Here is a 25,208-nt window from a genome sequence, read left to right as displayed (position 1 = left end):
ATTTTACATAGCCAATAAGAATCAATACCATTGGCATCCCTTTGCCCTCAGGTATCGCTCCATGCTGCTGCATATTCCCGGCTTGTTCTCCCGCGAAGAGGTGCAGCGCATTCGCGAGGCTCTGGAACAGGCTGACTGGGCGGATGGCAAGATCACCGCAGGCTTTCAGTCGGCCAAGGCCAAGCACAACCTGCAACTGCCGGAGGGTCACCCGCTGGCCCAGGAAATCGGCGCAGCGCTGCTTGAACGGTTGTGGAAAAATCCGCGATTCATGTCGGCGGCGTTACCGCACAAAGTCTTCCCGCCGCTGCTCAACTGCTACACCGCCGGTGGCAGTTTCGATTTTCATATCGACAACGCTGTGCGTCAGCCCAAGGGCAGCATCGAGCGCGTGCGTACCGACCTGTCGTCCACGTTTTTCTTCAGCGACCCGGACGAGTACGACGGTGGCGAGCTGGAAATTCAGGACACCTTTGGTACTCAACGAGTGAAATTGCCGGCCGGTGACCTGGTGCTCTATCCGGGTACCAGTTTGCACAAAGTCAATGCGGTCACTCGCGGTACGCGGTATGCGTCGTTCTTCTGGACCCAAAGCCTGGTTCGCGAAGACAGCCAGCGCGCCTTGCTGTTCGAGATGGACGAGGCGATCCAGCAGTTGACCCAGGACATGCCGGATCACCCGTCGCTGATCCGCCTGACGGGCACCTATCACAACCTGCTGCGCCGCTGGGTCGAGGTTTAACCGTGAGCTATCGACTGCGCCGCGAGGAAGTCCTCGACGGTGATCAACTCAGCGCGATGCTCGCTGAAAGCCCGGCCCGCGCAGCTCAGGCGATCCTGATTGCCGCCAAGGCCGGGAACCTCGATGGCCAGGCCTTGCTCGGTCAGATCCTGCTTGAAGGGCAGGGCATCGCCAAGGATCAGGCCTTGGCCTTGCGTTGGTTCGGCATTGCCGCCAACGGTGGACATCTGATGGCGCGCAATATGCTCGGTCGTTGCAATGAACACGGCTGGGGCTGCGTGGCCAATGCCTCGACAGCGGCACGGCATTACCGTCAGGCCGCCGAAGCAGGGCTGGATTGGGGGTTGTACAACTACGCCAATTTGCTCGCGACCGGGCGCGGCGTGGTCGAGGACCAGATGCAGGCGTTGGCCTGTTATCGGCGTGCGGCTGAAATGGGCCACGCCAAGTCGATGAACCTGCTGGGGCGCTATCTGGAAGAGGGGCGGTTTTGCCCGGTGGACCCTCTCGCGGCCGTTGACTGGTATCGGCGTGCGGCAGAGGGCGGGGACTTTCGCGGGCAGTTCAGTTATGCCGCAGTGTTGGCCGACCAAGGGCAGATCGAGGCAGCGCTAAGCTGGCTGCGCCAGGCATTGGCGGGTGGGAATTTGAAGTTTTTGCGGGTGGCGAGTGAGTCGCTGTCGAACGCCGTGCATCCTGAAATTCGCGAGTTGGCCACGGATTACGCAACGCGTTTTGTCGAATTGGACATCGAGCCAAACCATTTGTAGCGCCCTACATCGCCCACTGTAGGAGCAGCCTTCGGCAGGGGTATGTAGTTCGGGAGGATTAATTTCAGATACAAAAAAGCCCATGACTCGTCATGGGCTTTTTGATTTCAGCGATCTGCGCTTAAACGTAGAACGACTTCAGTGGCGGGAAGCCATTGAACTCAACGGCGCTGTAGCTGGTGGTGTACGCGCCGGTGGACAGCCAGTACAGGCGGTCACCGATGGCCAGGTTCAGTGGCAGGCCGTACTTGTAGTTCTCGTACATGATGTCGGCGCTGTCGCAGGTTGGGCCGGCGATGACCACTTCTTCCATCTCGCCTTTCTTCTCGGTCCAGATCGGGAACTTGATGGCTTCGTCCATGGTTTCGATCAGGCCGGAGAACTTGCCCACATCCGTGTACACCCAACGCTCGACGGCGGTGCGGGATTTACGCGCGACCAACACCACTTCGCTGACCAGGATGCCGGCGTTGGCGATCAGCGAACGGCCTGGCTCAAGGATGATTTCCGGCAGGTCGTCACCGAAATCTTCCTTGAGGAAACGGATGATTTCTTGGGCGTAGGTTTCCAGGCTATTGGTGCGGGTGATGTAGTTGGCCGGGAAGCCGCCGCCCATGTTGATCAGCTTGAGGTGGATGCCGTCTTCTTCTTTCAGGCGCTCGAAGATCACTTTGACCTTGGCGATTGCCGCGTCCCAGACGCTGATGTCGCGCTGCTGCGAGCCGACGTGGAACGACACGCCGTATGGCACCAGGCCCAAGTCGCGAGCGAGGATCAGCAGGTCCATGGCCATGTCGGTCTGGCAGCCGAACTTGCGCGACAAAGGCCAGTCAGCGGTGGTCGAACCTTCGGTGAGGATGCGCACATAGACTTTCGAGCCCGGTGCGGCCTTGGCGATGTTGCGCAGGTCGGCTTCGGAGTCGGTGGAGTACAGACGCACGCCCTTCTCGTAGAAGTAGCGAATGTCCTTGGATTTCTTGATGGTGTTGCCGTAGCTGATGCGATCCGGGCTGACGCCCTGATTCAGGACTTTATCGAGCTCGTAGATCGAGGCGATGTCGAAGCTCGAGCCTTTCTCTTTCAGCAGGTCGATGATCTCGACGGCCGGGTTGGCCTTGACCGCGTAGTAAACCTTGGCAAATTCGAAACCGGCACGCAGATCGTCATAGGCCTGGGCAATCATCGCAGTATCAATGACCACGAACGGGGTTTCTTGCGTGTCGGCGAAGGCCTTCATTTTCTGAAAGGTTTCGCGCGCGAAATAGTCTTCGACGTTGATCGACATACCTGGGAGCTCCTAATGGCAAACGGGTAAAAACAATGGGTGCAAATGAACGTCCTCCGTATCCCCACTTTGGTTCGCCTACTTCCCAAGGCATGTCGCCGAAAGCAAAAAGGCCATGGGAAATGCAGATTCCCTTGGCCTTGCTGTCTCGTCGTCAGTACTTGAGCCGGATGGATCGTTTCCAGCATGGACGTTCGGCGCGAACTTTAGGACTTGAGCGGCTTGAGATCAACAAAAAATGTCGCGTTTTTGCACGCATCCGTCGTGCGGTCCCGGTCAGTCCCCTATGTAACCTATCTGGATGACAGGTTGATGTTCCCTCAAATGATCGCTCCCACGCGCAGCAAAGGAATACATCAAGAGACGCTCCGCGTCTCAAAGGGCGGACGCAGAGCGACCTGGGAGGCTTTCCCACGCAGAGCATGGGAACGATCGCTAACCGAGATCAGGCGAGCGCAGTCTCGGCAGGCGAAACGATACGGGTCTTGCCGCCACGCGAGCGCCCGGAACTCAAATACTCGGCAATTGATTCCTGGGTCACTTCCCCGAGGAACACCCGATCGGCGTCCATCACCGGCAGCCATGAGCGGTTGAACTCGTACATGCGCGACAACAGGATCCGCAAGTGCTCGTCATAGGCTGCCGTGGCATTGAACTCGCGCAGGTATTGCACGCAGGTGCCGGTCTGACGGTGTAAATCGCGGCGGCGCACGTAGCCCAGGGCCTTGTTGTCGGCGCAGGTGACCACCACGTAGCGGCGGTCGAGTTCGTCCATCAGTTCCAGCGCTTCGGCCACCGGTGTTTCCGGGCTGACCGAAGGCGCGTTGTCCGCCGCGTCTTCGGCCTTGACCAGCAACAAGCGCTTGAGCGTGCTGTCCTGGCCGACGAAGTTGCTGACAAAGTCATCCGCCGGATGCGCGAGCAGGGTGTCGGGGTGGTCGACCTGGATCAGCTTGCCGCCACGGAAGATCGCGATCTTGTCGCCGAGCTTGATCGCTTCGTCGATGTCGTGGCTGACCATGATCACGGTCTTGCCCAAGGCACGCTGCATCTCGAAGAACTCGTTCTGGATCATTTCTCGGTTGATCGGATCGACCGCGCCGAACGGTTCATCCATCAACAGCAGCGGGGCGTCAGCGGCGAGGGCGCGGATCACGCCGATCCGTTGTTGCTGACCACCGGACAACTCACGCGGGTAGCGACTGAGATATTGCTTGGGTTCCAGCTTGATCATGCTCATCAACTCGCGGGCACGATCGTGGCATTTCTGTTTGTCCCAGCCAAGCAGGCGGGGAACGATGGTGATGTTTTCCTCGATGGTCATGTTCGGGAACAGGCCAATCTGCTGGATCACATAACCGATGTTGCGGCGCAGCGTCACGGCGTCGAGGTCGGTGGTGTCTTCGCCGTTGATCAGGATCTTGCCCGAGGTCGGCTTGATCAACCGATTGATCATTTTCAGCGTGGTGCTCTTACCGCAACCCGACGGCCCGAGAAACACGCAAATCTCGCCTTCATTGACGGTCAGGTTCACCGAATCCACGGCGTTGATGTTTTTGCCGTTGCTGTGAAAGGTTTTGCTGAGGTTTTGAAGTTCGATCATTTGAGTAATCCTTTTGGAGTCAGCGAGCGTTGCAGCCATTGCAGAAGCAGGTCGGCGAAGATCGCCAGAAGACTGACCAGCACCGCGCCGACGATCAGCATCGACATGTCGCTGCGGCTGATGGACGCGAGGATAAGTACGCCCAGACCACCGGCGCCGATGGTTGCAGCGATGGTCATCACACCAATGTTCATCACTACGGCAGTGCGTACGCCGGCGAGGATCACTGGCACCGCAATCGGTAACTCGACCATCCGCAGACGCTGGCCGAAAGTCATGCCGATGCCGCGTGCGGCTTCGCGAATTCCGGGTTCGACGCCGGTCAGCGCCAGGTAGGTGTTACGCATGATCGGCAGCAGGGAGTACAGAAACACCGCGGTGATGGCCGGCATCGGTCCCAGGCCCTGGCCGAACTTGGAGTAGAACGGCAGCAGCAAACCGAACAGCGCGATCGACGGAATGGTCAGCAGCACCGTGGCGCTGGCTTGCAGCGGGCCTGCCAGCGTCGGGAAGCGCGTCATCAGGATACCCAGCGGCACGCCGACCACAATCGCCAGGGTGACGGCGATGCCGACCAGGGTGATGTGTTGCCAGGTCAGGTGCAGGACGAGTGGCCAGTCCAAGTGGGAAAAGGCGTTGAGAAATTCCATGGCTTTTCCTCAGTTGATAGGGTGCTGGCGCAAGAAGTCTGCGGCCACGGCGGAAGGGCTTTCATGGTCGACGTCGACCCGAGCGTTGAGCTGGCGCATGATTTGGTCGTCGAACAGTTGGGCCAACGGTTTGAGTTGTTCGGCCAGTTGTGGGTGGGCGTCGAGGTAGGGTTGACGCACAACCGGCGCGGCGGTGTAGTCGGGGAAGTAATGCTTGTCGTCTTCCAGCAGTTTCAGCTTGAAGGCGTTCAAACGCCCGTCGGTGGTGTAGACCAGCCCGGCAAATACCTGGCCATTACGCAGCGCGGTGTAGACCAGCCCGGCGTCCATCTGGCGGATGTTGTGGCGGGTCAGGTTCATGCCGTAGAGCTTGACCATGCCTGCAAGGCCGTCGGAACGGTTGGCGAACTCGGTGTCCAGGGCCACCAGGTGGTTGCTCTTCGCCTCGGCCGTCAGCACGGAGTCCAGCTCGCTGATGCTATTGATCTGCGGGTACTCATCGGCAACGTTCTTCGGCAGCGCGAGGGCGTAGGTGTTGCTGAATTTCGACGGGGTGAGCCAGACCAACCCCTTTTTCGCGTCGAGTTCTTTAACTCGGGCGTAGGACTGTTCGCTGTCGAGTTTCTCCGTGACATGGTTGTAAGCCACGAGCGACACGCCGGTGTATTCCCACATCAAATCGAGTTGGCCGTTTTCATGGGCGCTGCGGGCCAGACTACTGCCCAGACCGCCGGTCACCTGGACGTCGTAACCCTGGGTCCGCAGGTATTGGGCGGTGATTTCCGCGAGCAGGGTTTGTTCGGTGAACACCCGGGCGCCGATGCGGATCAGCGGTTTGTCGGCGGCGTGGGAAAATCCTGCGCACAGCAGGACGCAGCCTAGTAACAAGCTTAATGTTTTCATGATTATTCCTTCGCTCAGCCTGATTTAAGACTGGGGTAAACCGCGTTCCAGCCAGAGGCGGCTGGCCAGTGTCACCAGACCATCGAGCAGTAAGGCCAGCAGGGCGGTGCAGGCCGCGCCGAGGATCAGTTGCGGCTGATTGTTCAAGGCAATGCCAGGGAAAATCAGGCTGCCCAGACTGTTGGCGCCGATCAGGAACGCCAGCGGTGCGGTGCCGACGTTGATCGCCAATGCGACGCGCACGCCGCCGATGATGATCGGCACGGCGTTCGGCAATTCGACCTGCCAGAGCACCTGACTCGGGGTCATGCCGATGCCGACGGCGGCTTCCTTGAGTGAGCCCTGAACGTTTTTCAGGCCTTCGTAAGTGTTGCGCACGATGGGCAACAGGGACGCGAGGAACAACGCGAAGATCGCAGGGCCGCTGCCGATCCCGAGAATCCCCAGGGCGATGGCCAGTACGGCGAGAGGCGGGACAGTGTTGCCGATGTTGAAGAGCTGCATGAAGCGTTCGGCGCTTTCGACCATGGTCGGGCGGCTGAGGAAGATACCGGCGGGGATGCCCACAACGAGGGCGGCCAGCATGGAAACGAGGACGAGAATCAGATGAGCTTGCAGGTAAAACAACAAATCGTCGCGGTACAGGTCGATCGTGTTGATGCCGATCCAGTGGATCAGCAGGGCCAGAAGGGCGACGACAACCGCTCCTCCTGTAAGCCCTTTGCCATAGCGAATAGCCACAGGCGGACTCCTTTATTTCAGTCGGCGAACAGAGCTTCGTGTGGCAACGCCATACTTGGCTGCCGAAGAACTGTTCGCGAAAAGCAGCTCGTCAATGCCTGCAAAGCGGCATGAGATCGAGCCATAAGCGCAGCCTCGTCAGGCTGACTTGCTGATATTTCAGCCCCTGACGACAGGTCGTAACAGGGGAGTGGACGCCTCCACGGTTTAAAAGGTTCCCACGTCAGGCAACATTTGGCCACCGTAGGAGCTGCCGAAGGCTGCGATCTTTTGATCTTCGGCATAGCTGAACACGCTAAAAGATCGCAGCCTTCGGCAGCTCCTACGGTGGATCGCCGCTTTCGGCTGCTCCTACATGCGGTGGTCCGTAGACCACGTTTTGAGCTATACTCGCCGCCCTTTTTTGAATCACCTGCCAGGCGATTTCCCATGACCAAACAGGCCGCCGAAGTCGCGAAACGCCGCACTTTCGCCATTATTTCCCACCCCGATGCGGGTAAGACCACCATCACCGAGAAACTCTTGCTGATGGGCAAGGCGATTGCAGTTGCCGGCACGGTGAAATCTCGCAAGTCCGACCGCCATGCCACCTCCGACTGGATGGAAATGGAAAAACAGCGGGGTATTTCCATTACCACGTCGGTCATGCAGTTCCCGTATCGCGATCACATGATCAACCTGCTCGACACCCCGGGCCACGAAGACTTCTCCGAAGACACCTACCGCACCCTGACGGCGGTCGACTCGGCATTGATGGTCCTCGACGGCGGTAAGGGTGTAGAGCCACGGACCATCGCCCTGATGGACGTTTGCCGTCTGCGTGACACGCCGATCGTCAGCTTCATCAACAAACTCGACCGTGACATTCGCGACCCGATCGAACTGCTCGACGAAATCGAAGCCGTCCTGAAGATCAAGGCTGCGCCAATCACCTGGCCGATTGGTTGCTACCGCGATTTCAAAGGCGTCTATCACCTTGCCGACGACTACATCATCGTCTACACCGCGGGCCACGGCCACGAGCGGACCGAGGTGAAAATCATCGAGAAGCTCGACTCCGATGAAGCCCGCGAGCATTTGGGTGACGAGTACGACCGCTTCATCGAACAGCTGGAACTGGTACAAGGCGCCTGCCACGAATTCAATCAGCAGGAATTCATGGACGGCCAACTGACCCCAGTGTTCTTCGGTACTGCATTGGGCAACTTCGGTGTCGATCACGTGCTCGACGCTGTGGTCAACTGGGCGCCGAAACCGCTGGCCCGTGTCGCCAACGAGCGCACCGTGGAGCCGGTGGAAGAGAAATTCGCCGGCTTCGTGTTCAAGATCCAGGCGAACATGGACCCGAAACACCGCGACCGCATCGCCTTCATGCGCATTTGCTCCGGCAAGTACGAAAAAGGCATGAAAATGCGCCACGTGCGCACCGGCAAGGACGTTCGGATCGGCGATGCGCTGACCTTCTTCTCCTCCGAGCGTGAGCAACTGGAAGAAGCGTTTGCCGGTGACATCATCGGTCTGCACAACCACGGCACCATCCAGATCGGCGACACCTTCACCGAAGGCGAAACCCTGGGCTTCACCGGTATCCCGCATTTCGCCCCGGAACTGTTCCGTCGCGTGCGCCTGCGCGATCCGCTGAAATCCAAGCAACTGCGCCAAGGCTTGCAGCAATTGGCGGAAGAGGGCGCGACCCAGGTGTTCTTCCCCGAGCGCAGCAACGACATCATCCTCGGCGCCGTCGGTGTGCTGCAGTTCGATGTGGTCGCCAGCCGCTTGAAAGAGGAATACAAGGTCGAGTGCTCTTACGAGCCGATCACCGTGTATTCCGCGCGCTGGATCGATTGCAGCGATAAGAAGAAGCTCGAGGAATTCCGGGTCAAGGCCGTGGAAAACCTTGCGGTCGACGGCGGTGGTCACCTGACCTACCTCGCCCCGACCCGGGTCAACCTGGCGCTGATGGAAGAGCGCTGGCCGGACGTGAAATTCCGTGCGACGCGTGAGCATCATTAAGCACTGAACTGCTACGCCCAAAGCCCCGACGCGAAAGCCTCGGGGCTTTTTATTGAAGAAAAGATCGCAGCCCACGGCAGCGCCTACAAAACGCGCGCACATCCGTAGGAGCTGCCGCAGGCTGCGATCCTTTGATTTTCAATCCGGCCGAAATAGCTTTTTAGCCTAACCATTATTCCAAACCTGTCTTTTGGCAAAAGGCAATTGGCGACCATCGTTAGTGTCCTATCTGGTGAAACCCGTCTATCCAGACTAGATTTCAGACAGTGCTACGGTCGTTGGGTAATCGATCCGCAGCTACCCGAGATTCACCTACGAAAGGATGGAATCAGCTATGAGCATTTTTCAACGCATGGTTTTACTGATCAAAGTGCTGGTGTTGCTGTCGGTGGGCACTTCGGCAGCGTGGGCGAGCAACGGCGCGGTGCAGGATCAGGGTTTCTGGGCAGCAAAAAGTGCGCAGGGCAGTGGTTTGATGGTCGCCACTGATGATCAGGGTAAGGGTGACAGTAAAGGCGATGAGGACCCGTCCTCCGACGATTCCGAAGACGATACCCAGGGTTAAGGATTCTTAAGGATTCAGACAAAAGAAAACCCCTCCTGCCTGACTGATGCGCAGTCCTGAAGGAGGGGATTGGTCAGCGCATTTCAAAAAGCGCCCCGAGAGGGCGCTTTTTCATGCCCGGCTTATACGACGAATTGCTCGGCGTAATGGCAGGCCACTTGGCGGGTGTCGAGTAGGCGCAGGGCCGGCTCTTCTGTGCTGCACCGTTCAGTGGCGTACGGGCAGCGCTTGTGGAAAGCGCAGCCGGACGGCGGGTTCAGCGGGTTCGGCAGTTCGCCGACGATCTTGATTTTCGGCTTGGTCGGATCCGGGTGGATCGTCGGTGTGGCCGACAGCAGGGCCTGGGTGTACGGGTGCAGAGGACGGGTGTAGATGTCTTCTTTCGGGCCCATTTCCACCGGACGGCCGAGGTACATCACCAACACCTGATCGGCGACGTGACGCACGACTGCCAGGTTGTGGGAGATGAACACGTAGGCGGTGTTGAACTCTTGCTGCAGGTCCATGAACAGGTTCAGCACCTGGGCCTGAATCGACACGTCCAACGCCGAGGTCGGTTCGTCCGCGACCAGCACTTTGGGTTGCAGCATCATGGCGCGCGCGAGGGCGATCCGCTGGCGCTGGCCGCCCGAGAACATGTGCGGATAACGCTGGTAGTGCTCAGGACGCAAGCCGACCTGCTTCATCATCGCCTGGACTTTTTCACGGCGTTCGGCCGCGGAAAGCGTGGTGTTGATCAGTAAGGGCTCTGCAAGCTGATCGCCGATTTTCTGCCGTGGGTTGAGCGAAGCGTAAGGGCTCTGGAATACCATCTGCACGTCTTTGCGCAGTTGTTTGCGTTCGGCCTTGTTGGCGCCGGTGACTTCTTGGCCGGCGATTTTCAACGAGCCCGAAGACGGTTCTTCGATCAACGTCAGGGCGCGGGCCAGGGTCGACTTGCCGCAGCCGGATTCGCCTACGACAGCGAGGGTCTTGCCGGCTTCGAGTTCGAACGACACGCCATTGAGTGCGCGTACCAGCGCGGTGCCTTTGAACAGGCCGCGGGAGACTTCGTAGTGACGGGTCAGGTCACGGGCGGTGAGAACGACGGCCATTACGCCACCTCCTGATTCAAAGGATAGAAGCAGCGGGCGAGGCTGTTGCTTTTCGGGTCCAGGCCTGGACGTTGTTGACGGCAGCTGTCCTGCACGTACGGGCAGCGCGGCGACAGCAGGCAGCCTTGCGGACGGTCATAACGGCCGGGAACGATGCCCGGCAGGGTGGCCAGACGCGAGGAACCCAGGCTGTGCTCGGGAATGGCCTTGAGCAGCGCTTCGCTGTACGGGTGCGCCGGGATGTCGAACAACTGCGGCACCTGACCGACTTCTACCGCTTGGCCGGCATACATTACACACACGCGCTGAGCGGTTTCGGCCACCACCGCCAGGTCGTGAGTGATCAGTACCAAACCCATGTTCTGCTCTTTTTGCAGCGCCAGCAGCAGGTCCATGATCTGCGCCTGAATCGTTACGTCCAACGCGGTGGTCGGTTCGTCGGCAATCAGCAGTTTTGGCTCGCCGGCAATCGCCATGGCAATCGCCACACGTTGGCTCATGCCGCCGGACAGTTGGTGCGGGTAGGCATCCATACGGCTCGCGGCGCCCGGGATTTCAACTTTTTCCAGCAGTTCGATGGCGCGCTTGCGGGCGGCCTTGCTGGACATTTTCAGGTGCAGGCGCAGCACTTCTTCGATCTGGAAACCGACGGTGTAACTCGGGTTCAGTGCGGTCATCGGGTCCTGAAAGACCATGGCCAGGTCTTTGCCGACGATTTGCCGACGCTGACGATTGCTGAGCTTGAGCATGTTCTTGCCGTCGAAATTCAGGGCGTCAGCGGTGACGATCCCCGGATGTTCGATCAGGCCCATCAGCGCCATCATGGTCACGGATTTGCCGGACCCCGACTCGCCAACGATGGCCAGGACTTCGCCCTTGTCCACGGAAATGTCGAGACCGTCGACCACCGGAACGGCATTTTTGTCGCCAAAGCGAACGTTGAGATTCTTGATTTCTAACAGTGACATTTGAATCTCCTCAGGCGGCGTTCTTGAGTTTCGGGTCCAGCGCATCGCGCAGGCCGTCGCCCATCAGGTTGATTGCCAGCACGCTGAGCAAAATGGTCAAGCCAGGCAGGCTGACGACCCACCAGGCACGTTCGATGTAGTCGCGAGCCGAAGCCAGCATGGTGCCCCACTCCGGGGTTGGCGGTTGTACGCCAAGGCCGAGAAAGCCCAGTGCTGCGGCATCGAGAATCGCCGAGGAGAAGCTCAGGGTTGCCTGAACGATCAGCGGCGCCATGCAGTTGGGCAGCACGGTGATGAACATCAGACGTGGCAGACCGGCACCGGCCAGACGTGCAGCGGTCACGTAGTCGCGGTTCAGTTCGCCCATCACCGCAGCGCGGGTCAGACGAACGTAAGCCGGCAGGGACACCACGGCGATGGCGATCACGGTGTTGATCAGGCCAGGGCCGAGGATGGCGACGATCGCCACAGCCAGCAGCAAGGACGGCAGGGCCAGCATGATGTCCATCAGACGCATGATGGTTGGGCCAAGCAAGCGCGGAAAGAACCCGGCGAACAGACCCAGCAGGATGCCTGGAATCAGCGACATGACCACCGACGACAGGCCGATCATCAAGGACAGGCGCGAACCATGGATCAGACGCGACAGCAGGTCACGACCCAACTCATCGGTACCGAGCAGGAATTGCATCTGCCCGTTTGCCAGCCAGGCGGGCGGGGTCAGCAGGAAGTCGCGAAATTGCTCGCTCGGGTTATGCGGAGCAACCCACGGGGCGAAAATCGCACAAAAAATCACCAGCAGCATGAACAACAGGCCGGCGACGGCGCCCTTGTTCTTGGAGAAGGCTTGCCAGAACTCTTTGTACGGAGACGGATACAGCAGGCTTTGGTCGACTGCTACGGTGGTAGTTGGAGTACTCATGCGTAGGGTCTCAGCGCTGGTGACGGATGCGTGGGTTTGCGAAGCCATAAAGAATATCCACTACAAAGTTGACCAGAATCACCAGGCAGGCGATTAACAGAATTCCGTTTTGCACCACTGGGTAGTCCCGGGCGCCAATGGCTTCGATCAGCCATTTGCCGATACCGGGCCAGGAGAAGATGGTTTCGGTCAGGACTGCACCGGCCAGCAATGTGCCGACTTGCAGGCCGACCACGGTCAGTACCGGAATCAAGGCGTTGCGCAGGCCGTGAACGAACACCACGCGCGACGGCGACAGGCCTTTGGCCCGTGCGGTGCGGATGTAGTCTTCACGCAGGACCTCGAGCATCGAGGAACGGGTCATCCGGGCGATCACCGCCAAAGGGATGGTACCGAGCACGATGGCCGGAAGAATCAGGTGGTGCAGGGCGTCGAAGAACGCGCCAGTGTCATTGGCCAGCAGGGTGTCGATGAGCATGAAGCCGGTTCTTGGCTCGATGTCGTACAGCAGGTCTATTCGCCCGGACACCGGGGTCAGGCCCAGGGAAACCGAGAAGAACATGATCAGGATCAGGCCCCACCAGAAGATCGGCATCGAATACCCGGCAAGGGAGATGCCCATTACCCCATGGTCGAATAGGGACCCTCGCTTCAGCGCCGCGATCACCCCGGCCAATAGACCGAAAACGCCAGCGAACAGCAGGGCCGCCGAGGACAGTTCCAGGGTCGCCGGGAACAGCGAGGTGAACTCGGTCCATACGCTTTCACGGGTCCGCAGGGATTCACCCAGGTCGCCGTGGGCCAGTTTGCCGATGTAGTCCAGATATTGGGCATACAGCGGTTTGTTCAGACCAAGGCGTTCCATTGCCTGAGCATGCATTTCGGGATCGACCCGACGTTCGCCCATCATGACTTCCACGGGGTCGCCGGGAATCATGCGAATCAACGCGAATGTCAGCAAGGTGATGCCGAAGAACGTGGGGATCAATAATCCCAATCGGCGGGCAATAAAACTAAACATCTTCTGGTGTACCTCATCAGCCGGTTAGGCGTTCCCGGCAGCGTTGGGGTCAACGTTGCCGGGCGTTTTCTTATCTACTTCACTTGGGTGGTAGCGAAGTTGTTAGTGGTCAGGGGGCTAATGTGATAACCCTCGACGTTCTTGCGCATGGCAGTAAACATTCTAGTGTGCGCCATGCTGATCCATGGTTGGTCCTGGTGAAATATCTCCTGGGCCTGTTCGTAGAGCGCCGAACGTTCGGCCGGATCGGTCTTCTCACGGGCCTGGTCGATCAACGCCTGAAACTTCGCGTTGCACCAGCGGGCGTAGTTTTCGCCGTTTTTCGCCGCCTCACAACTGAGCATAGGCGTCAGGAAATTATCCGGATCGCCGTTATCGCCCGCCCATCCGGCAGACACCATATCGTGTTCACCGTTTTTTGCGCGCTTGAGCATTTCGCCCCATTCCATGACGCGAATATCGACCTTGATCCCGACCTTGGCCAGGTCCGCTTGCATCATTTGTGCGCCGAGCATCGGATTCGGGTTGGTCGGGCCGCCGCCGTTACGGGTGAACAGGGTGAACACGGTGCCTTCCGGTACGCCAGCTTCCTTGAGCAGGGCGCGAGCCTTGTCCAGGTCATGCGGCGGATTCTGCAGTTTATGGTTGAAGCCCAGCAGGGTCTGCGGGTACGGGTTGACGCCCACGCTGGCGTTACCCGGGCCGAACAGTGCGTTGACGTAAGCCTGCTTGTCGAAGGCGATTTCGATTGCCTGGCGCACGCGCACGTCGCTCATGTATTTACGAGTGGTGTTCAGTGCGGTGTACGAGGTGGTCATTGCATCCATTTCAGCGACATGCAGGTTCGCGTCAGCCTTGATGCTCGGGATGTCATCCGGCTTAGGGTACAGCGCGACCTGGCACTCGTTGGCCTTGAGCTTTTGCAGGCGTACGTTGTTGTCAGTGGCAATGGCCAGGATCAGCGCTTCGCTAGGCGGGGTGCCGCGGAAGTACTCGGTGTTGGCCTTGAAGCGCACCTGGGCGTCCTTGGCGTAACGCTGGAACACGAATGGCCCGGTGCCGATTGGCTTGTTGTTCAGGTCGGCGGTCTTGTTGGCCTTGAGCAACTGGTCGGCATATTCGGCCGGGTAGATCGAGGCGAACGCCATGGCCATGTCAGGCAGGAACGGTGCCTCGGGACGGGTCAGGGTGAACCGGACGGTGTGCTCGTCGACTTTTTCGACGCTTTTGAGCAGTTCCTTGAAACCCATGCTTTCGAAGTACGGGAAACCCACGCTGGACTTGTCATGCCACGGGTGTTTCGGGTCCAGCTGACGCTGGAAACTCCAGACCACATCGTCGGCATTCATGTCGCGGGTCGGCTTGAAATAGTCGGTGGTGTGGAACTTCACACCTTTGCGCAGGTGGAAGGTGTACGTCAGGGCGTCCGGGCTGATGTCCCAGCTTTCGGCCAGTGCAGGTTGAATTTCGGTGGTGCCGGGTTTGAAGTCCACCAAGCGGTTGAAGATGGTTTCGGCCACCGCATCGGCTGTGACTGCAGTCGTGTACTGGACCATATCGAAGCCTTCCGGGCTGGCTTCGGTACAGACCACCAAGGGTTTGGCCGAGGCGCCAATAGCGACACTCAGCAGCGCGGCGGCGATGGCCGCACGTAGGGGAAGCATTTTCATCAAGAGCCCTCTGCAATCGGTTGAACAGGAAAAAGCCAGACGGCCGACTCGTCGTGAGTCAGCCGTTTGGCAGCGTGTTTACAGAATTTTGAACGGGATGGTGGTGACCAGACGGAACTCGTTGATGCTGCCGTCAGCCTGGTTTTCGCTGGCGCGGTGCGCGGTGTAGGTCGCACGAATCGTGGTGGCCTTGAGCGGGCCGCTCTGCACGGCGTACGTACCACCAATGCCGTATTCGTAGTGGTGTTCGCCGTCCATCTTCAGCACGCTGTTGTAGGCGCCGCCTTGGTAGTGAGTACCGTCGATACCCCAGCCGCGAGCCTGGTAGATGTTGAACTTCAGGCCAGGCACGCCGTATTCAGCCATGTTCAGACCATAGGCGACCTGGAAGGACTTCTCGTTCGGACCGTTGAAGTCCGACAGCAGGGAGTTGGCCAGGTAGATGCCGTTGGTTTCGTGCAGGTAGTCGAAGTACTCGTCACCGACAATTTGCTGCCAGGAGAACGTCAGGCTATGAGCCTGGTGGGTCAGGCCGAACGACAGGGAGTAGGCATCGTTGTCGATCTTGCCGAGTTTGCTTTTGCCCGTGTCCTTGGTTTTGTAGTAGTTCAGGTCGCTGGTCAGGCTCAGCACCGAGCTGTCGCCCAATACGTGGTTGGCGCCGAAGTAGTACTGGTTCCACATGTCCTCGGCCTGGGTGGCCCACAGGCTGGTTTTCACGCTGGTGAACGGCTGGTAAGTGATACCCGCGGTGTTCACGTGATCGACTTCAATGATAGTGTCGGAGTATTCGGAGCGGAATTTACGCTCGCTCTCTTCGGTACGCGGAGAGTTGCGATCGAACGTGGCCAGGTCGAAGGCCAGGTTGTTCAGCTCTTCGCTGTGGATCGCCACACCTTCGAAGCTTGAAGGCAGGGCACGGTTACCGATCACATCGACCATCGGGCTGCTGAAGTTCTGGCGACCGGCGGTCAGGGTTGTGTTGGAGACGCGAGCCTTGACGTTGGCCAGGCCCAGTTTGCTCCACTGGTCTTGTGCATCGCCGCCTTCTTTGGTCAGAGTACGGTTGCCGCCCGCCTTTGGACGATCACCCGGTGCGCCACCGTTACCGGCGGCCAAGTCCTTGCGGTCACGATCCAGAGCAATGGCGTTGTAAGCCGCGACTTCGGTGCTGATACCAACAGTGCCTTCGGTGAACCCCGAGTTGTACTTGACGATGGTGCCCTGCACCCAGTTGATACGGCGATCGGTGTCGAGCAACTGGCCGTCTTTCTTGTATTTGAACTTGCCACCACGCTGCAGTTGTTCGTTGGCGTACCAGTTACGGGTACTGCCGTCGATCTTCTGACCCTCGACGAAGCCGGTGGCTTCAGACTGGGCGCTGGTGGTTTTGACCGTAACCGGGTTGAAATCCTGGCTCTGGGTTTCTGCGTAAGCCGTGGCGGTGACGCTGCTGATGGCCAAGGCCAATAACGCGGTGCTGCTCAGTTTCATGGGTGAAGCTCCTTTCTTTCTTTTTTAATGCCGGTCTTTTTTTGGTGATCCGGCTATTTGGTTAAGAACTCATTCAGGCATCGCAAACGTTTGCATGAGGCTTATTCGCCGAATTAAGGCAACACCTTTGCGCGAGGGCGAAAATCGCCCTCAGGGTTCTGGTTAATCAGTTATTGGTCGATGCTGACACCCGAGAAGACGTTACGGCCGAAGGGGCTGACCTTGAATCCTTCGACTTTGGCGCTCAACGGCTGGTTGACCGTCGAGTGGGCGACAGGGGTGATCGGCACTTGCTGTTTGAGCAACTGCTGAGCCTGTTTGTAGAGCACCGTGCGTTGCTCACGGTCAGTGACAATCTTGGCTTGCTTGATCAGCTTGTCGTATTGCGGGTCACACCACATGGAGTAGTTGTTGCCGCCGATCGCGTCGCAGCTGTACAGGGTGCCCAGCCAGTTGTCCGGGTCCCCGTTGTCGCCGGTCCAGCCGATCAGGCTGATGTCGTGCTCGCCATTCTTGGTGCGCTTGATGTACTCGCCCCATTCGTAGCTGACGATCTTCACTTTCAGGCCGATTTTCGCCCAGTCGGACTGCAGCATTTCAGCCATCAGCTTGGCGTTCGGGTTGTATGGACGCTGTACCGGCATGGCCCAGAGAGTGATCTCGGTGCCTTCCTTGACCCCGGCTGCCTTGAGCAATTCCCTGGCTTTTTCCGGGTTATAAGGTGCGTCCGAGAGTGTTTCGTCGTAGGACCACTGGGTCGGTGGCATGGCGTTGACCGCCAGTTGGCCGGCGCCCTGATACACGGCCTTGAGGATTCCTTGCTTGTTTACCGCCATGTCCAGTGCCTGGCGCACTTCGAGTTGGTCGAAGGGCTTATGCTGCACGTTGTAGGCGATGTAGCCAAGGTTGAAACCGGGTTTCTCGATCAGTTGCAGCTTGGGGTCGTTTTTCAGCGCTTCGACGTCGGCCGGGCGCGGGTGCAGGGTGATCTGGCATTCGTTTTTCTTGAGCTTCTGCACGCGCACCGACGCATCGGTGTTGATGGCGAAAATCAGTTGGTCGAGCTTGACCCTGCTTGGGTCCCAGTAGTGTTTGTTGCCGGTGTAACGGATGTTGGAATCTTTCTGATAGCTCTTGAACACGAACGGCCCGGTGCCGATCGGCTTCTGGTTGATGTCGCTCGGCTTGCCGGACGCGAGCAATTGGTCGGCGTACTCGGCGGAGAGAATCGAGGCGAAGCTCATGGCGATGTTTTGAATGAACGCGGCGTCTACCGAATTCAGGGTCATGACCACGGTCAACGGCCCGGTCTTCTCGACCTTGGCGATGTTCTTGTTCAGGCTCATCCCGTTGAAGTACGGAAACTCGGTCGGGTAAGCCTTACGGAATGGATGCTCGGCATCGAGCATGCGATTGAAGGTAAACAGCACGTCGTCGGCGTTGAAGTCGCGGCTCGGCGTGAAGTACTGGGTGGTGTGAAATTTCACCCCTTCGCGCAGGTGGAACGTGTACTTGAGACCATCCTCGGAAATATCCCAACGGGTGGCCAGGCCCGGTACGACACTGGTGGCGCCTTTTTCGAACTCGGCCAGCCGGTTGTACAGCGGTTCGGCAGCATCGTTGTCGGTCGCAGTGGTGTACTGCGCAGTGTCGAAGCCCGCCGGGCTGCCTTCGGAGCAAAACACCAGGCTGTTATTGGCGGCCTGGCTGATTGACGTGGCGGCCAACAGGCCAGTGCCCAGCAATGCGGATAAAACCAAGGTATGGCGCATGACGCTCCCTCTCTTTTTAGGTGTTAAACAATGAGTCGTCGTCCCGTCCTGGGACGTGCAGACATCACTGATCCAAAGCCATGGGTTCAGCAGTTGCCAGCCGCAGCGATAGCACGACCGGACCTCGACGGTAGGGGTCGAAGGTCAGGCGGTAAATGCGTAGGGCCTGAAAAACAGGTAGGAAAAGGCGACACGTCCTAAACCCGCTGCAGTAGTCCGCAGTGGTTTGGGAAGTAGGCGAGTTCCAGCTGTCTTGGCAGATAAGGCAATGGCGACGTCAGGGACGTCGCCGTTGCAAAACCTTACTTGCTGACGCTGACGCCGTAGAAGGAGTTCAAGCCAAACGGGCTGATCTTGAAGTCCTGCACGGTGTTGCGCATGGGTTGATACACCGTCGAGTGCGCGATAGGTGTCATCGGGACTGCATCTTTGAGGAGGTGTTGCGCCTGCTTGTACAGCTCGGTGCGTTTAGCCACGTCCGGGGTGGATTTGGCTTGTTTGATCAGTGCGTCGTAAGGCTTGTCGCACCATTTCGAGAAGTTGTTACCGTTCATGGCATCGCAGCCGAACAGGGTGCCGAGCCAGTTGTCCGGGTCACCATTGTCGCCGCTCCAGCCAATGATCATTGCCTGGTTCTCGCCGCCTTTGGAACGCTTGATGTACTCGCCCCACTCGTAGCTGACGATGTTCACTTTCAGACCGATCTTGGCCCAGTCGGACTGCAGCATTTCAGCCATCAGCTTGGCGTTCGGGTTGTACGGACGCTGAACCGGCATGGCCCACAGGGTGATCTCGGTGCCGGGCTTGATGCCGGCTTCCTTGAGCAGTTCCTTGGCTTTCTCAGGATCGTACTTGGCATCCTTGATGGTGGTGTCGTAGGACCACTGGGTCGGCGGCATGGCGTTGACGGCCAGTTGACCGGCGCCCTGGTAAACCGAGTCGATGATCTGCGGCTTGTTCACCGCCATGTCCAGCGCTTCACGCACGCGCAGGTCGGCCAGTGGGTTCGCGTCAGTACGGCCTTTGAGCACCGGCATCACGTTGTAGGCGACGTAGCCCAGGTTGAAACCGGCCTGGTGTGGCAGCTTCAGGTCCTTGTCTTCACCCAGGGCCTTGAGGTCGGCCGGACGCGGGAAGAGCGTGACCTGGCATTCGTTTTTCTTGAGCTTCTGGATACGCACCGACGGGTCGGTGGTGATGGCGAAGATCAGGTTGTCGATCTTGACGTCTTCCGGCTTCCAGTAGGCCTTGTTACCCGTGTAACGGATGTTGGAGTCTTTCTGGTAGCTCTTGAACACGAACGGGCCAGTGCCGATCGGCTTCTGGTTGATGTCACCCGGTTTGCCTTCCTTGAGCAGCTTGTCGGCGTACTCGGCGGACTGGATGGACGCGAAGCTCATGGCCATGTTCTGGATGAACGCGGCATCAACTTCTTTGAGGGTGAACTTGACGGTGTGATCGTCGACTTTATCGATCTTGGTGATGTTGGTGTCCATCCCCATGTCGGTGAAGTACGGGAATTCGGTTGGATACGCCTTACGGAACGGCATGTCCTTGTCGATCATGCGGTTGAAGGTGAACAGCACGTCGTCGGCGTTGAAGTTACGGGTCGGCGTGAAATACGGCGTGGTGTGGAATTTCACCCCATCGCGCAGATGGAAGGTGTAAGTCAGGCCATCCGGGGAAATGTCCCAGCTGGTGGCCAGGCCAGGAACCACGGCGGTGCCGCCACGTTCGAACTGGCTCAAACGGTTGAACATGGTTTCTGCTGAGGCGTCGAAGTCGGTTCCGGTGGTGTACTGACCAGGATCAAAACCGGCCGGGCTCCCTTCGGAGCAAAACACCAGGTTAGTCGCAGCGACGGCGAAAGGTGCGCTAGCTAACAAGCTTGCGCCGACTAAAAACGGAATGACCGCGTGTTTAAGCATGGTGGCCTCATGATTTGTTGTCATTTTTGGAATTAGAGGACGACCTCGTGAGTCGACCTGCGGATACTTATGCAGGGCCCATACCCAATGCAAGATGCCGAGTGGCTACAAGCCTTAAACAGTGGCACGAACGTACCTTAATGTCGCATATGTATAAATGTTGACGCATTTGACCGTTTGCGGTCGCTTTTTTCAGTGCAAACGACGCACCATAGCGGTGCGGTCGGGGCGCCTGGCGCACCCGGCCGGAGCGCGGTGTTACTTATTTATACCTACGCCATAAAAGGGTGTGAGGCCGAACGGGCTGATCTTGAAGTCCACGACTTCCTTGCGCAGTGGCTGGAACACCGTCGAATTTGCAATCGGGGTGATGGGCACCTGCTGTTTAAGGATCTGTTGTGCCTGTTGGTACAGTTTGACCCGCTGCTGTTTGTCAGTGGACACCTTGGCTTGCTGGATCAATGTGTCGTAAGCCGGGTCGCACCACTTGGCGTAGTTGCTACCTTTCACTGCGGCGCAGCTGTAGAGCACGCCGAGCCAGTTATCCGGGTCACCGTTGTCGCCGGTCCAGCCGTAGATCATCGCGTCGTGCTCGCCGTTCTTGGCGCGCTTGATGTACTCGCCCCATTCATAGCTGACGATGTTGGCCGTGATGCCGACCTTGGCCCAATCCTGCTGGATCATCTGCGCCGACATGCGCGCGTTCGGGTTTGACGCACGCTGCACGGTCATTGCCCATAAATTGATGGTGGTACCGGGGGCAACTCCTGCTTCTTTTAGTAGCGCCTTTGCCTTGGTCGGGTCGTAGGGCGCGTCCTTGATGTTCGGGTCATACGACCATTGCGCCGGCGGCAGGGCGTTCTGCGCCAGCTGCCCGGCGCTTTGATAGACGGCCTTGATGATCGCGGGCTTGTCGATCGCCATGTCCAGCGCCTGGCGGACCTTGAGTTGATTCAGCGGCGGGTGGGTCACGTTGTAGGCCAGGAAGCCGAGGTTGAAACCGGCTTGCTTGAGCACCCGCAAATTTGGATCCTGCTCCATCACTTCGATGTCGGCGGGGCGCGGGTAACCGCTGACCTGGCACTCGCCGGTCTTGAGTTTTTGCAGGCGCACGGCGGCGTCCGGGGTGATCGAGAAAATCAGATTGTCGAGTTTCACGTCCTCGGGTTTCCAGTAGGCGCGGTTGGCGCTGTAGCGGATCTGCGAGTCCTTCTGATAACGCTTGAACACAAAGGGCCCGGTGCCGACCGGTTTCTGGTTGAGGTCAGAGGCTTTGCCCTCCTTGAGCAATTGCGCGGTGTACTCGGCAGACTGGATCGACGCGAAGCTCATCGCCAGGTTCTGCACAAACGCGGCGTCAATGTTGTTCAGGCTGAAGCGCACCGTGTGCTCGTCGAGCTTGTCGACACTTTTGATCGTGGTGTTCAGGCCCATGTCGGTGAAGTACGGCGACTCGGCGGGGTAGGCCTTGCGAAACACGTTCTTGGGGTCGAGCAAGCGCAGGAAGGTGAACAACACATCGTCGGCGTTGAAATCGCGGCTCGGGGTGAAGTAGTCGGTGGTGTGAAACTTCACCCCGTCGCGCAGGTGGAAAATGTAGGTCAGGCCGTCGCTGGAGACCTCCCAACTCGTCGCCAGCCCCGGCTCGACTTCGGTGCCACCGCGTTTGAACTGGGTCAGACGGTTGAACACCGTTTCGGCCGACGCATCGAAATCCGTGCCGCTGGTGTACTGGCTGGGATCGAAGCCGGCAGGACTGGCTTCGGAACAGTAGACCAGGGTGGTTGCGGCTTGGGCGAACGGGGCGATGGTGGCAAGGGTGAGGGCAAGCAGAAGCGGTTTGACGGTGGTTCTATCCATGGAGTCCCCGAAGATTTGGCAGCAACTTTTCCCGAGAGTAGCGTTGTTGATGGGGCGCGCGGAAATATCCGTTTGTTAGGGGGACCCCTCTGTTATGGCATACACGGCGGGTTGTTGGCCTTGTAGCCGGTCAGGCATCTTCCATATGAACGTCGTTCAACCAGGGAGCTTGCTTGCCAGCGATGGCCATCGGTATCGACACATCTCTGATGACCGCCAAGTCTCTCGTAGGAGCTGCCGCAGGCTGCGATCTTTTGGTGTCTGCAAGGACGCTGAAAATCAAAGGATCGCAGCCTGCGGCAGCTCCTACATGCGATCTGACCGGAACCTGGAGATGTGTAGATATCTATGCAACGATCTCTTTCGACGTTACGGCATCAACACTTCAATCGAGCCATCGGCGGTCATGCTGACCTGGCTGGTGCCGGCTTCGACATCCGGGGTCACCGGTGCCGAGTCCATGCTCGCGGCTTTCATCATCATTGGCGCGCGCAGGTAAGGCTGTGGATAACCGTTGCTGTTGAGGTTCAGGTTGACGATTTTGTAACCTTTGCCGCCCAGTGCGTCGGTGGCCAGTTGGGCGCGGGCCTTGAACGCGTTGACGGCTTCTTTGAGCAGCGCATCTTCGCTGGCCTTGCGGGTCGGGGTGGCGATGGCGAAGTCCATGCCGCCCATTTTCAGGTCGGTCAGCAGTTCGCCGGTGAGCTTGGACAGCGCAGCGAAGTTCGGGCTTTCCAGGCGCAATTCGGCGCGTTCACGCCAGCCGGTGATTTTCTGGCCCTTGGTGTCGTAGATCGGGTAGCTGTGGCGGCTGCCCTGACGCAGGGTAATGTCTTTGACCTGTTTGGCCTGGCCCAGCGCTTTGTTCAGGGTGGTGCTGACGTCGGCGGCGAGTTTGGCCGGGTCGGCGTTTTGTTCTTCGGTGTAGAGGGTCACGATCATCAGGTCGCGGGCCACTTCCTGGCTGACTTCGGCGCGCAGGGAAATCTGGTTGTAGTGAAGTTCGTCCGCGGCCAGTGTCGGCAGGCTGGCGAGGGTGCCGGCACTGAGGGCGAGAAGGGCGGCGCTGCTGCGCAATGTGTTCATGAAAGCTCCTTGGGCGGTGCGCAGGGGTAAGGGTCCAAGCCTGCGTGAAACCATCAGACTCTAGCTTTTATTGTCGGGTTCACCCGGTTACAACTTCTATACAGATCGAGGGAGCGCCAGCTGCTACGGGGATTGCGGTGCTACGTGTACTGTCTTTTCCATGTGGCGCTTTGCCGCACTTTTGCCTGTCGGGGGCCTCGCTTGGTTATACTCGACGCGATCCGCCTGGAGCGCTCATCAGGAGAGCTCATGCTCGCCCCCGTACAACTGCTTTCCGCGACTCGCCAGAACCTGTGGCGACTGACGTTCATCCGCACCCTGGTGCTGGCCGCCCAAGCCGGTTCGGTGGGGCTCGCCTACTGGTTCAACCTGCTGCCGCTGCCGTGGTTTCAACTGGCGGCGACCCTCGGTTGCTCGATGCTGCTGTGTGCCTTTACCGCGATCCGCTTGCGCACTTCATGGCCGGTGACCGAGCTCGAATACGCCGTGCAACTGGCCTGCGACCTGTTTATCCACAGTGCACTGCTGTATTTCTCCGGTGGTTCGACCAACCCGTTCGTTTCCTATTACCTGGTGCCGCTGACCATCGCTGCGGTCACGCTGCCGTGGCGCTTTTCGGTGATCCTCTCCGGCATCGCGCTGGCGATGTACACCTTGTTGCTGGCGCAGTTCTACCCGCTGGAAACGTTCCCGATGTACCGGGAAAAGATGCAGATCTACGGCATGTGGCTGAGTTTTGCCCTGGCCGCTGCGGTCATCACTTTCTTCGCCGCGCGGATGGCCGAAGAGCTGCGCCGTCAGGAAGAACTGCGGGCGATTCGCCGTGAAGAAGGCCTGCGCGACCAGCAACTGCTGGCCGTTGCGACCCAGGCTGCGGGTGCTGCCCACGAATTGGGCACGCCGCTGGCGACCATGAGCGTGCTGCTCAAGGAAATGCAGCAAGACCATCACGACCCGCTGCTGCAAGATGACTTGAGGGTGCTGCAGGATCAGGTGAAGCTGTGCAAAGAGTCCTTGCAGCAGTTGGTTCGCGCCGCCGAAGCCAATCGCCGGCTCGCGGTGGAAATGCAGGATGTCAGCGCCTGGCTCAACGAAGCGCTTAACCGCTGGCACCTGATGCGTCCCGAAGCAACTTATCGCTTGCAGCGCCTGGGGCTTGGCGAAGAACCGCGTCTGGCGCCACCGCCGGACCTGACCCAGGCCTTGCTGAATTTACTGAACAACGCCGCCGATGCCTGTCCCGAAGGGCTGGAAGTGACGCTGAACTGGGATGCCTTCGAGCTGACCATCAGTATTCGCGACCACGGCGCCGGTGTGCCGCTGGCGATTGCCGAACAGATCGGCAAACCGTTTTTTACCACCAAGGGCAAAGGTTTCGGCCTGGGCCTGTTTTTGAGCAAGGCCAGCGTGACACGCGCTGGCGGCTCAGTGAAACTCTACAGTCATGAGGAAGGCGGTACGCTCACCGAGCTGCGCCTGCCCCGTGTCGCCCGAGGAGACGAACATGAGTGACGATATCCAAGTCGAAGGCGAAGACCTGCCGCATTTGTTGCTGGTAGACGACGACGCAACGTTCACCCGCGTCATGGCCCGCGCCATGAGCCGCCGCGGTTTTCGCGTCAGCACCGCAGGTTCCGCCGAAGAGGGCCTGATCATCGCCCAACAGGATCTGCCGGACTATGCCGCGCTGGACCTGAAAATGGACGGCGATTCGGGGTTGGTGCTGCTGCCAAAACTGCTTGAACTCGACCCGGAAATGCGCGTGTTGATCCTCACCGGTTACTCGAGCATCGCGACCGCCGTCGAGGCGATCAAGCGCGGCGCCTGCAACTACCTGTGCAAACCGGCCGACGCCGATGACGTGCTGGCTGCCTTGCTTTCAGAGCACGCCGACCTCGACACCCTGGTGCCGGAAAACCCGATGTCAGTGGACCGCCTGCAATGGGAACACATCCAGCGCGTGCTGACCGAGCACGAAGGCAACATCTCCGCCACTGCCCGCGCCCTGGGCATGCACCGGCGCACGCTACAGCGCAAACTGCAGAAACGTCCCGTTCGCCGCTGAACCGGCGCTGAACGAATATCGCCAGACCTCGCGACAACCCGGGCCGATCATCTATG

21 protein-coding genes are annotated in these 25,208 nt (G+C 59.0%); 6 read left to right on the top strand and 15 right to left on the bottom strand.

What is annotated here, in order from left to right; translation table 11 throughout:
* The first annotated feature begins 61 nt into the window (after nt 1–61).
* Nucleotides 62–742, top strand: a complete 681-nt coding sequence (locus BLL42_RS09625; RefSeq protein WP_071551852.1) for a Fe2+-dependent dioxygenase — start codon at nt 62–64, stop codon at nt 740–742.
* A 2-nt stretch (nt 743–744) separates the two neighbouring features.
* Entirely contained in the window at nt 745–1,512 is a 768-nt protein-coding gene (locus tag BLL42_RS09620; protein WP_071551851.1) for a tetratricopeptide repeat protein, read from the top strand.
* 121 nt (nt 1,513–1,633) lie between these two features.
* Here BLL42_RS09620 and BLL42_RS09615 read toward each other — a convergent pair whose 3' ends face one another.
* From BLL42_RS09615 to BLL42_RS09595, 5 genes are all read right to left on the bottom strand, one after another.
* Nucleotides 1,634–2,797 (bottom strand): type III PLP-dependent enzyme, encoded by a 1,164-nt coding sequence (locus tag BLL42_RS09615; RefSeq protein WP_071551850.1) that lies wholly within the window; start codon nt 2,795–2,797, stop codon nt 1,634–1,636.
* 445 nt (nt 2,798–3,242) lie between these two features.
* Complete coding sequence (locus tag BLL42_RS09610) at nt 3,243–4,400, bottom strand: osmoprotectant ABC transporter ATP-binding protein OsmV (protein WP_071551849.1); 1,158 nt, start codon at nt 4,398–4,400, stop codon at nt 3,243–3,245.
* Nucleotides 4,397–5,050: an ABC transporter permease gene (locus BLL42_RS09605; RefSeq protein ID WP_071551848.1), complete on the bottom strand. Its 654-nt coding sequence runs from the start codon at nt 5,048–5,050 to the stop codon at nt 4,397–4,399. Before BLL42_RS09605 ends, BLL42_RS09610 begins: the two co-directional genes overlap by 4 nt.
* Before the next feature lie 9 nt (nt 5,051–5,059).
* Entirely contained in the window at nt 5,060–5,953 is an 894-nt protein-coding gene (locus tag BLL42_RS09600) for a glycine betaine ABC transporter substrate-binding protein (RefSeq protein WP_071551847.1), read from the bottom strand.
* Between the two features lie 24 nt (nt 5,954–5,977).
* Nucleotides 5,978–6,694 carry an ABC transporter permease gene (locus BLL42_RS09595; protein ID WP_071551846.1) on the bottom strand — a complete coding sequence of 239 codons (717 nt, stop codon included), beginning with the start codon at nt 6,692–6,694 and terminating at the stop codon, nt 5,978–5,980.
* A 429-nt stretch (nt 6,695–7,123) separates the two neighbouring features.
* On the opposite strand from BLL42_RS09595, the gene BLL42_RS09590 reads away from it, so the two are divergent.
* Both BLL42_RS09590 and BLL42_RS09585 read left to right on the top strand, forming a co-directional pair.
* A complete protein-coding gene (locus BLL42_RS09590) occupies nt 7,124–8,707 on the top strand; it encodes a peptide chain release factor 3 (protein ID WP_071551845.1) in 1,584 nt (527 codons plus the stop codon).
* 334 nt (nt 8,708–9,041) lie between these two features.
* Nucleotides 9,042–9,272, top strand: a complete 231-nt coding sequence (locus BLL42_RS09585; protein ID WP_071551844.1) for a hypothetical protein — start codon at nt 9,042–9,044, stop codon at nt 9,270–9,272.
* Between the two features lie 122 nt (nt 9,273–9,394).
* On the opposite strand, the gene BLL42_RS09580 is transcribed toward BLL42_RS09585, so the two are convergent.
* From BLL42_RS09580 to BLL42_RS09535, 10 genes are all read right to left on the bottom strand, one after another.
* Nucleotides 9,395–10,366 carry a peptide ABC transporter ATP-binding protein gene (locus tag BLL42_RS09580; protein WP_071551843.1) on the bottom strand — a complete coding sequence of 324 codons (972 nt, stop codon included), beginning with the start codon at nt 10,364–10,366 and terminating at the stop codon, nt 9,395–9,397.
* Nucleotides 10,366–11,334, bottom strand: a complete 969-nt coding sequence (locus tag BLL42_RS09575) for an ABC transporter ATP-binding protein (RefSeq protein WP_071551842.1) — start codon at nt 11,332–11,334, stop codon at nt 10,366–10,368. The genes BLL42_RS09580 and BLL42_RS09575 overlap by 1 nt, the downstream gene beginning before the upstream one ends.
* A gap of 10 nt (nt 11,335–11,344) precedes the next feature.
* On the bottom strand, nt 11,345–12,256 hold the full coding sequence (locus BLL42_RS09570; protein WP_071555726.1) for an ABC transporter permease subunit: 912 nt from the start codon (nt 12,254–12,256) through the stop codon (nt 11,345–11,347).
* 10 nt (nt 12,257–12,266) lie between these two features.
* A complete protein-coding gene (locus BLL42_RS09565; protein ID WP_019691856.1) occupies nt 12,267–13,277 on the bottom strand; it encodes an ABC transporter permease subunit in 1,011 nt (336 codons plus the stop codon).
* 74 nt (nt 13,278–13,351) lie between these two features.
* Nucleotides 13,352–14,947 carry an ABC transporter substrate-binding protein gene (locus BLL42_RS09560; RefSeq protein ID WP_071551841.1) on the bottom strand — a complete coding sequence of 532 codons (1,596 nt, stop codon included), beginning with the start codon at nt 14,945–14,947 and terminating at the stop codon, nt 13,352–13,354.
* 78 nt (nt 14,948–15,025) lie between these two features.
* Nucleotides 15,026–16,441: an OprD family porin gene (locus BLL42_RS09555; RefSeq protein ID WP_071551840.1), complete on the bottom strand. Its 1,416-nt coding sequence runs from the start codon at nt 16,439–16,441 to the stop codon at nt 15,026–15,028.
* 170 nt (nt 16,442–16,611) lie between these two features.
* Nucleotides 16,612–18,213: an ABC transporter substrate-binding protein gene (locus tag BLL42_RS09550; RefSeq protein ID WP_071551839.1), complete on the bottom strand. Its 1,602-nt coding sequence runs from the start codon at nt 18,211–18,213 to the stop codon at nt 16,612–16,614.
* A 302-nt stretch (nt 18,214–18,515) separates the two neighbouring features.
* Nucleotides 18,516–20,141, bottom strand: coding sequence for an ABC transporter substrate-binding protein (locus tag BLL42_RS09545; protein WP_071551838.1), 1,626 nt, complete (start codon nt 20,139–20,141; stop codon nt 18,516–18,518).
* Between the two features lie 258 nt (nt 20,142–20,399).
* Entirely contained in the window at nt 20,400–22,001 is a 1,602-nt protein-coding gene (locus BLL42_RS09540; protein ID WP_071551837.1) for an ABC transporter substrate-binding protein, read from the bottom strand.
* A 369-nt stretch (nt 22,002–22,370) separates the two neighbouring features.
* Complete coding sequence (locus tag BLL42_RS09535; protein ID WP_071551836.1) at nt 22,371–23,087, bottom strand: SIMPL domain-containing protein; 717 nt, start codon at nt 23,085–23,087, stop codon at nt 22,371–22,373.
* Nucleotides 23,088–23,336: 249 nt separating this feature from the next.
* Between BLL42_RS09535 and BLL42_RS09530 the strand changes: the two genes are divergently transcribed.
* Nucleotides 23,337–24,599 (top strand): ATP-binding protein, encoded by a 1,263-nt coding sequence (locus tag BLL42_RS09530; RefSeq protein ID WP_071551835.1) that lies wholly within the window; start codon nt 23,337–23,339, stop codon nt 24,597–24,599.
* Nucleotides 24,592–25,152: a response regulator transcription factor gene (locus BLL42_RS09525; protein ID WP_071551834.1), complete on the top strand. Its 561-nt coding sequence runs from the start codon at nt 24,592–24,594 to the stop codon at nt 25,150–25,152. The genes BLL42_RS09530 and BLL42_RS09525 overlap by 8 nt, the downstream gene beginning before the upstream one ends.
* Nucleotides 25,153–25,208: the final 56 nt, after the last annotated feature.

The sequence above is a fragment of the Pseudomonas frederiksbergensis genome, assembly GCF_001874645.1.
In the GTDB taxonomy this organism is placed as follows: Bacteria; Pseudomonadota; Gammaproteobacteria; order Pseudomonadales; family Pseudomonadaceae; genus Aquipseudomonas; species Aquipseudomonas frederiksbergensis_B.
The sequence above is the reverse complement of the archived record's forward strand: the minus strand, read 5'-3'. Positions and strand labels throughout refer to the sequence as shown.

Coding starts and splice junctions, on each gene's coding strand:
- BLL42_RS09570 (WP_071555726.1), bottom strand. CDS start 12,256: ATGAGTACTCCAACTACCACCGTAGCAGTCGACCAAAGCCTGCTGTAT.
- BLL42_RS09535 (WP_071551836.1), bottom strand. CDS start 23,087: ATGAACACATTGCGCAGCAGCGCCGCCCTTCTCGCCCTCAGTGCCGGC.
- BLL42_RS09615 (WP_071551850.1), bottom strand. CDS start 2,797: ATGTCGATCAACGTCGAAGACTATTTCGCGCGCGAAACCTTTCAGAAA.
- BLL42_RS09530 (WP_071551835.1), top strand. CDS start 23,337: ATGCTCGCCCCCGTACAACTGCTTTCCGCGACTCGCCAGAACCTGTGG.
- BLL42_RS09585 (WP_071551844.1), top strand. CDS start 9,042: ATGAGCATTTTTCAACGCATGGTTTTACTGATCAAAGTGCTGGTGTTG.
- BLL42_RS09540 (WP_071551837.1), bottom strand. CDS start 22,001: ATGGATAGAACCACCGTCAAACCGCTTCTGCTTGCCCTCACCCTTGCC.
- BLL42_RS09580 (WP_071551843.1), bottom strand. CDS start 10,366: ATGGCCGTCGTTCTCACCGCCCGTGACCTGACCCGTCACTACGAAGTC.
- BLL42_RS09545 (WP_071551838.1), bottom strand. CDS start 20,141: ATGCTTAAACACGCGGTCATTCCGTTTTTAGTCGGCGCAAGCTTGTTA.
- BLL42_RS09625 (WP_071551852.1), top strand. CDS start 62: ATGCTGCTGCATATTCCCGGCTTGTTCTCCCGCGAAGAGGTGCAGCGC.
- BLL42_RS09600 (WP_071551847.1), bottom strand. CDS start 5,953: ATGAAAACATTAAGCTTGTTACTAGGCTGCGTCCTGCTGTGCGCAGGA.
- BLL42_RS09560 (WP_071551841.1), bottom strand. CDS start 14,947: ATGAAAATGCTTCCCCTACGTGCGGCCATCGCCGCCGCGCTGCTGAGT.
- BLL42_RS09590 (WP_071551845.1), top strand. CDS start 7,124: ATGACCAAACAGGCCGCCGAAGTCGCGAAACGCCGCACTTTCGCCATT.
- BLL42_RS09575 (WP_071551842.1), bottom strand. CDS start 11,334: ATGTCACTGTTAGAAATCAAGAATCTCAACGTTCGCTTTGGCGACAAA.
- BLL42_RS09550 (WP_071551839.1), bottom strand. CDS start 18,213: ATGCGCCATACCTTGGTTTTATCCGCATTGCTGGGCACTGGCCTGTTG.
- BLL42_RS09565 (WP_019691856.1), bottom strand. CDS start 13,277: ATGTTTAGTTTTATTGCCCGCCGATTGGGATTATTGATCCCCACGTTC.
- BLL42_RS09605 (WP_071551848.1), bottom strand. CDS start 5,050: ATGGAATTTCTCAACGCCTTTTCCCACTTGGACTGGCCACTCGTCCTG.
- BLL42_RS09555 (WP_071551840.1), bottom strand. CDS start 16,441: ATGAAACTGAGCAGCACCGCGTTATTGGCCTTGGCCATCAGCAGCGTC.
- BLL42_RS09525 (WP_071551834.1), top strand. CDS start 24,592: ATGAGTGACGATATCCAAGTCGAAGGCGAAGACCTGCCGCATTTGTTG.
- BLL42_RS09610 (WP_071551849.1), bottom strand. CDS start 4,400: ATGATCGAACTTCAAAACCTCAGCAAAACCTTTCACAGCAACGGCAAA.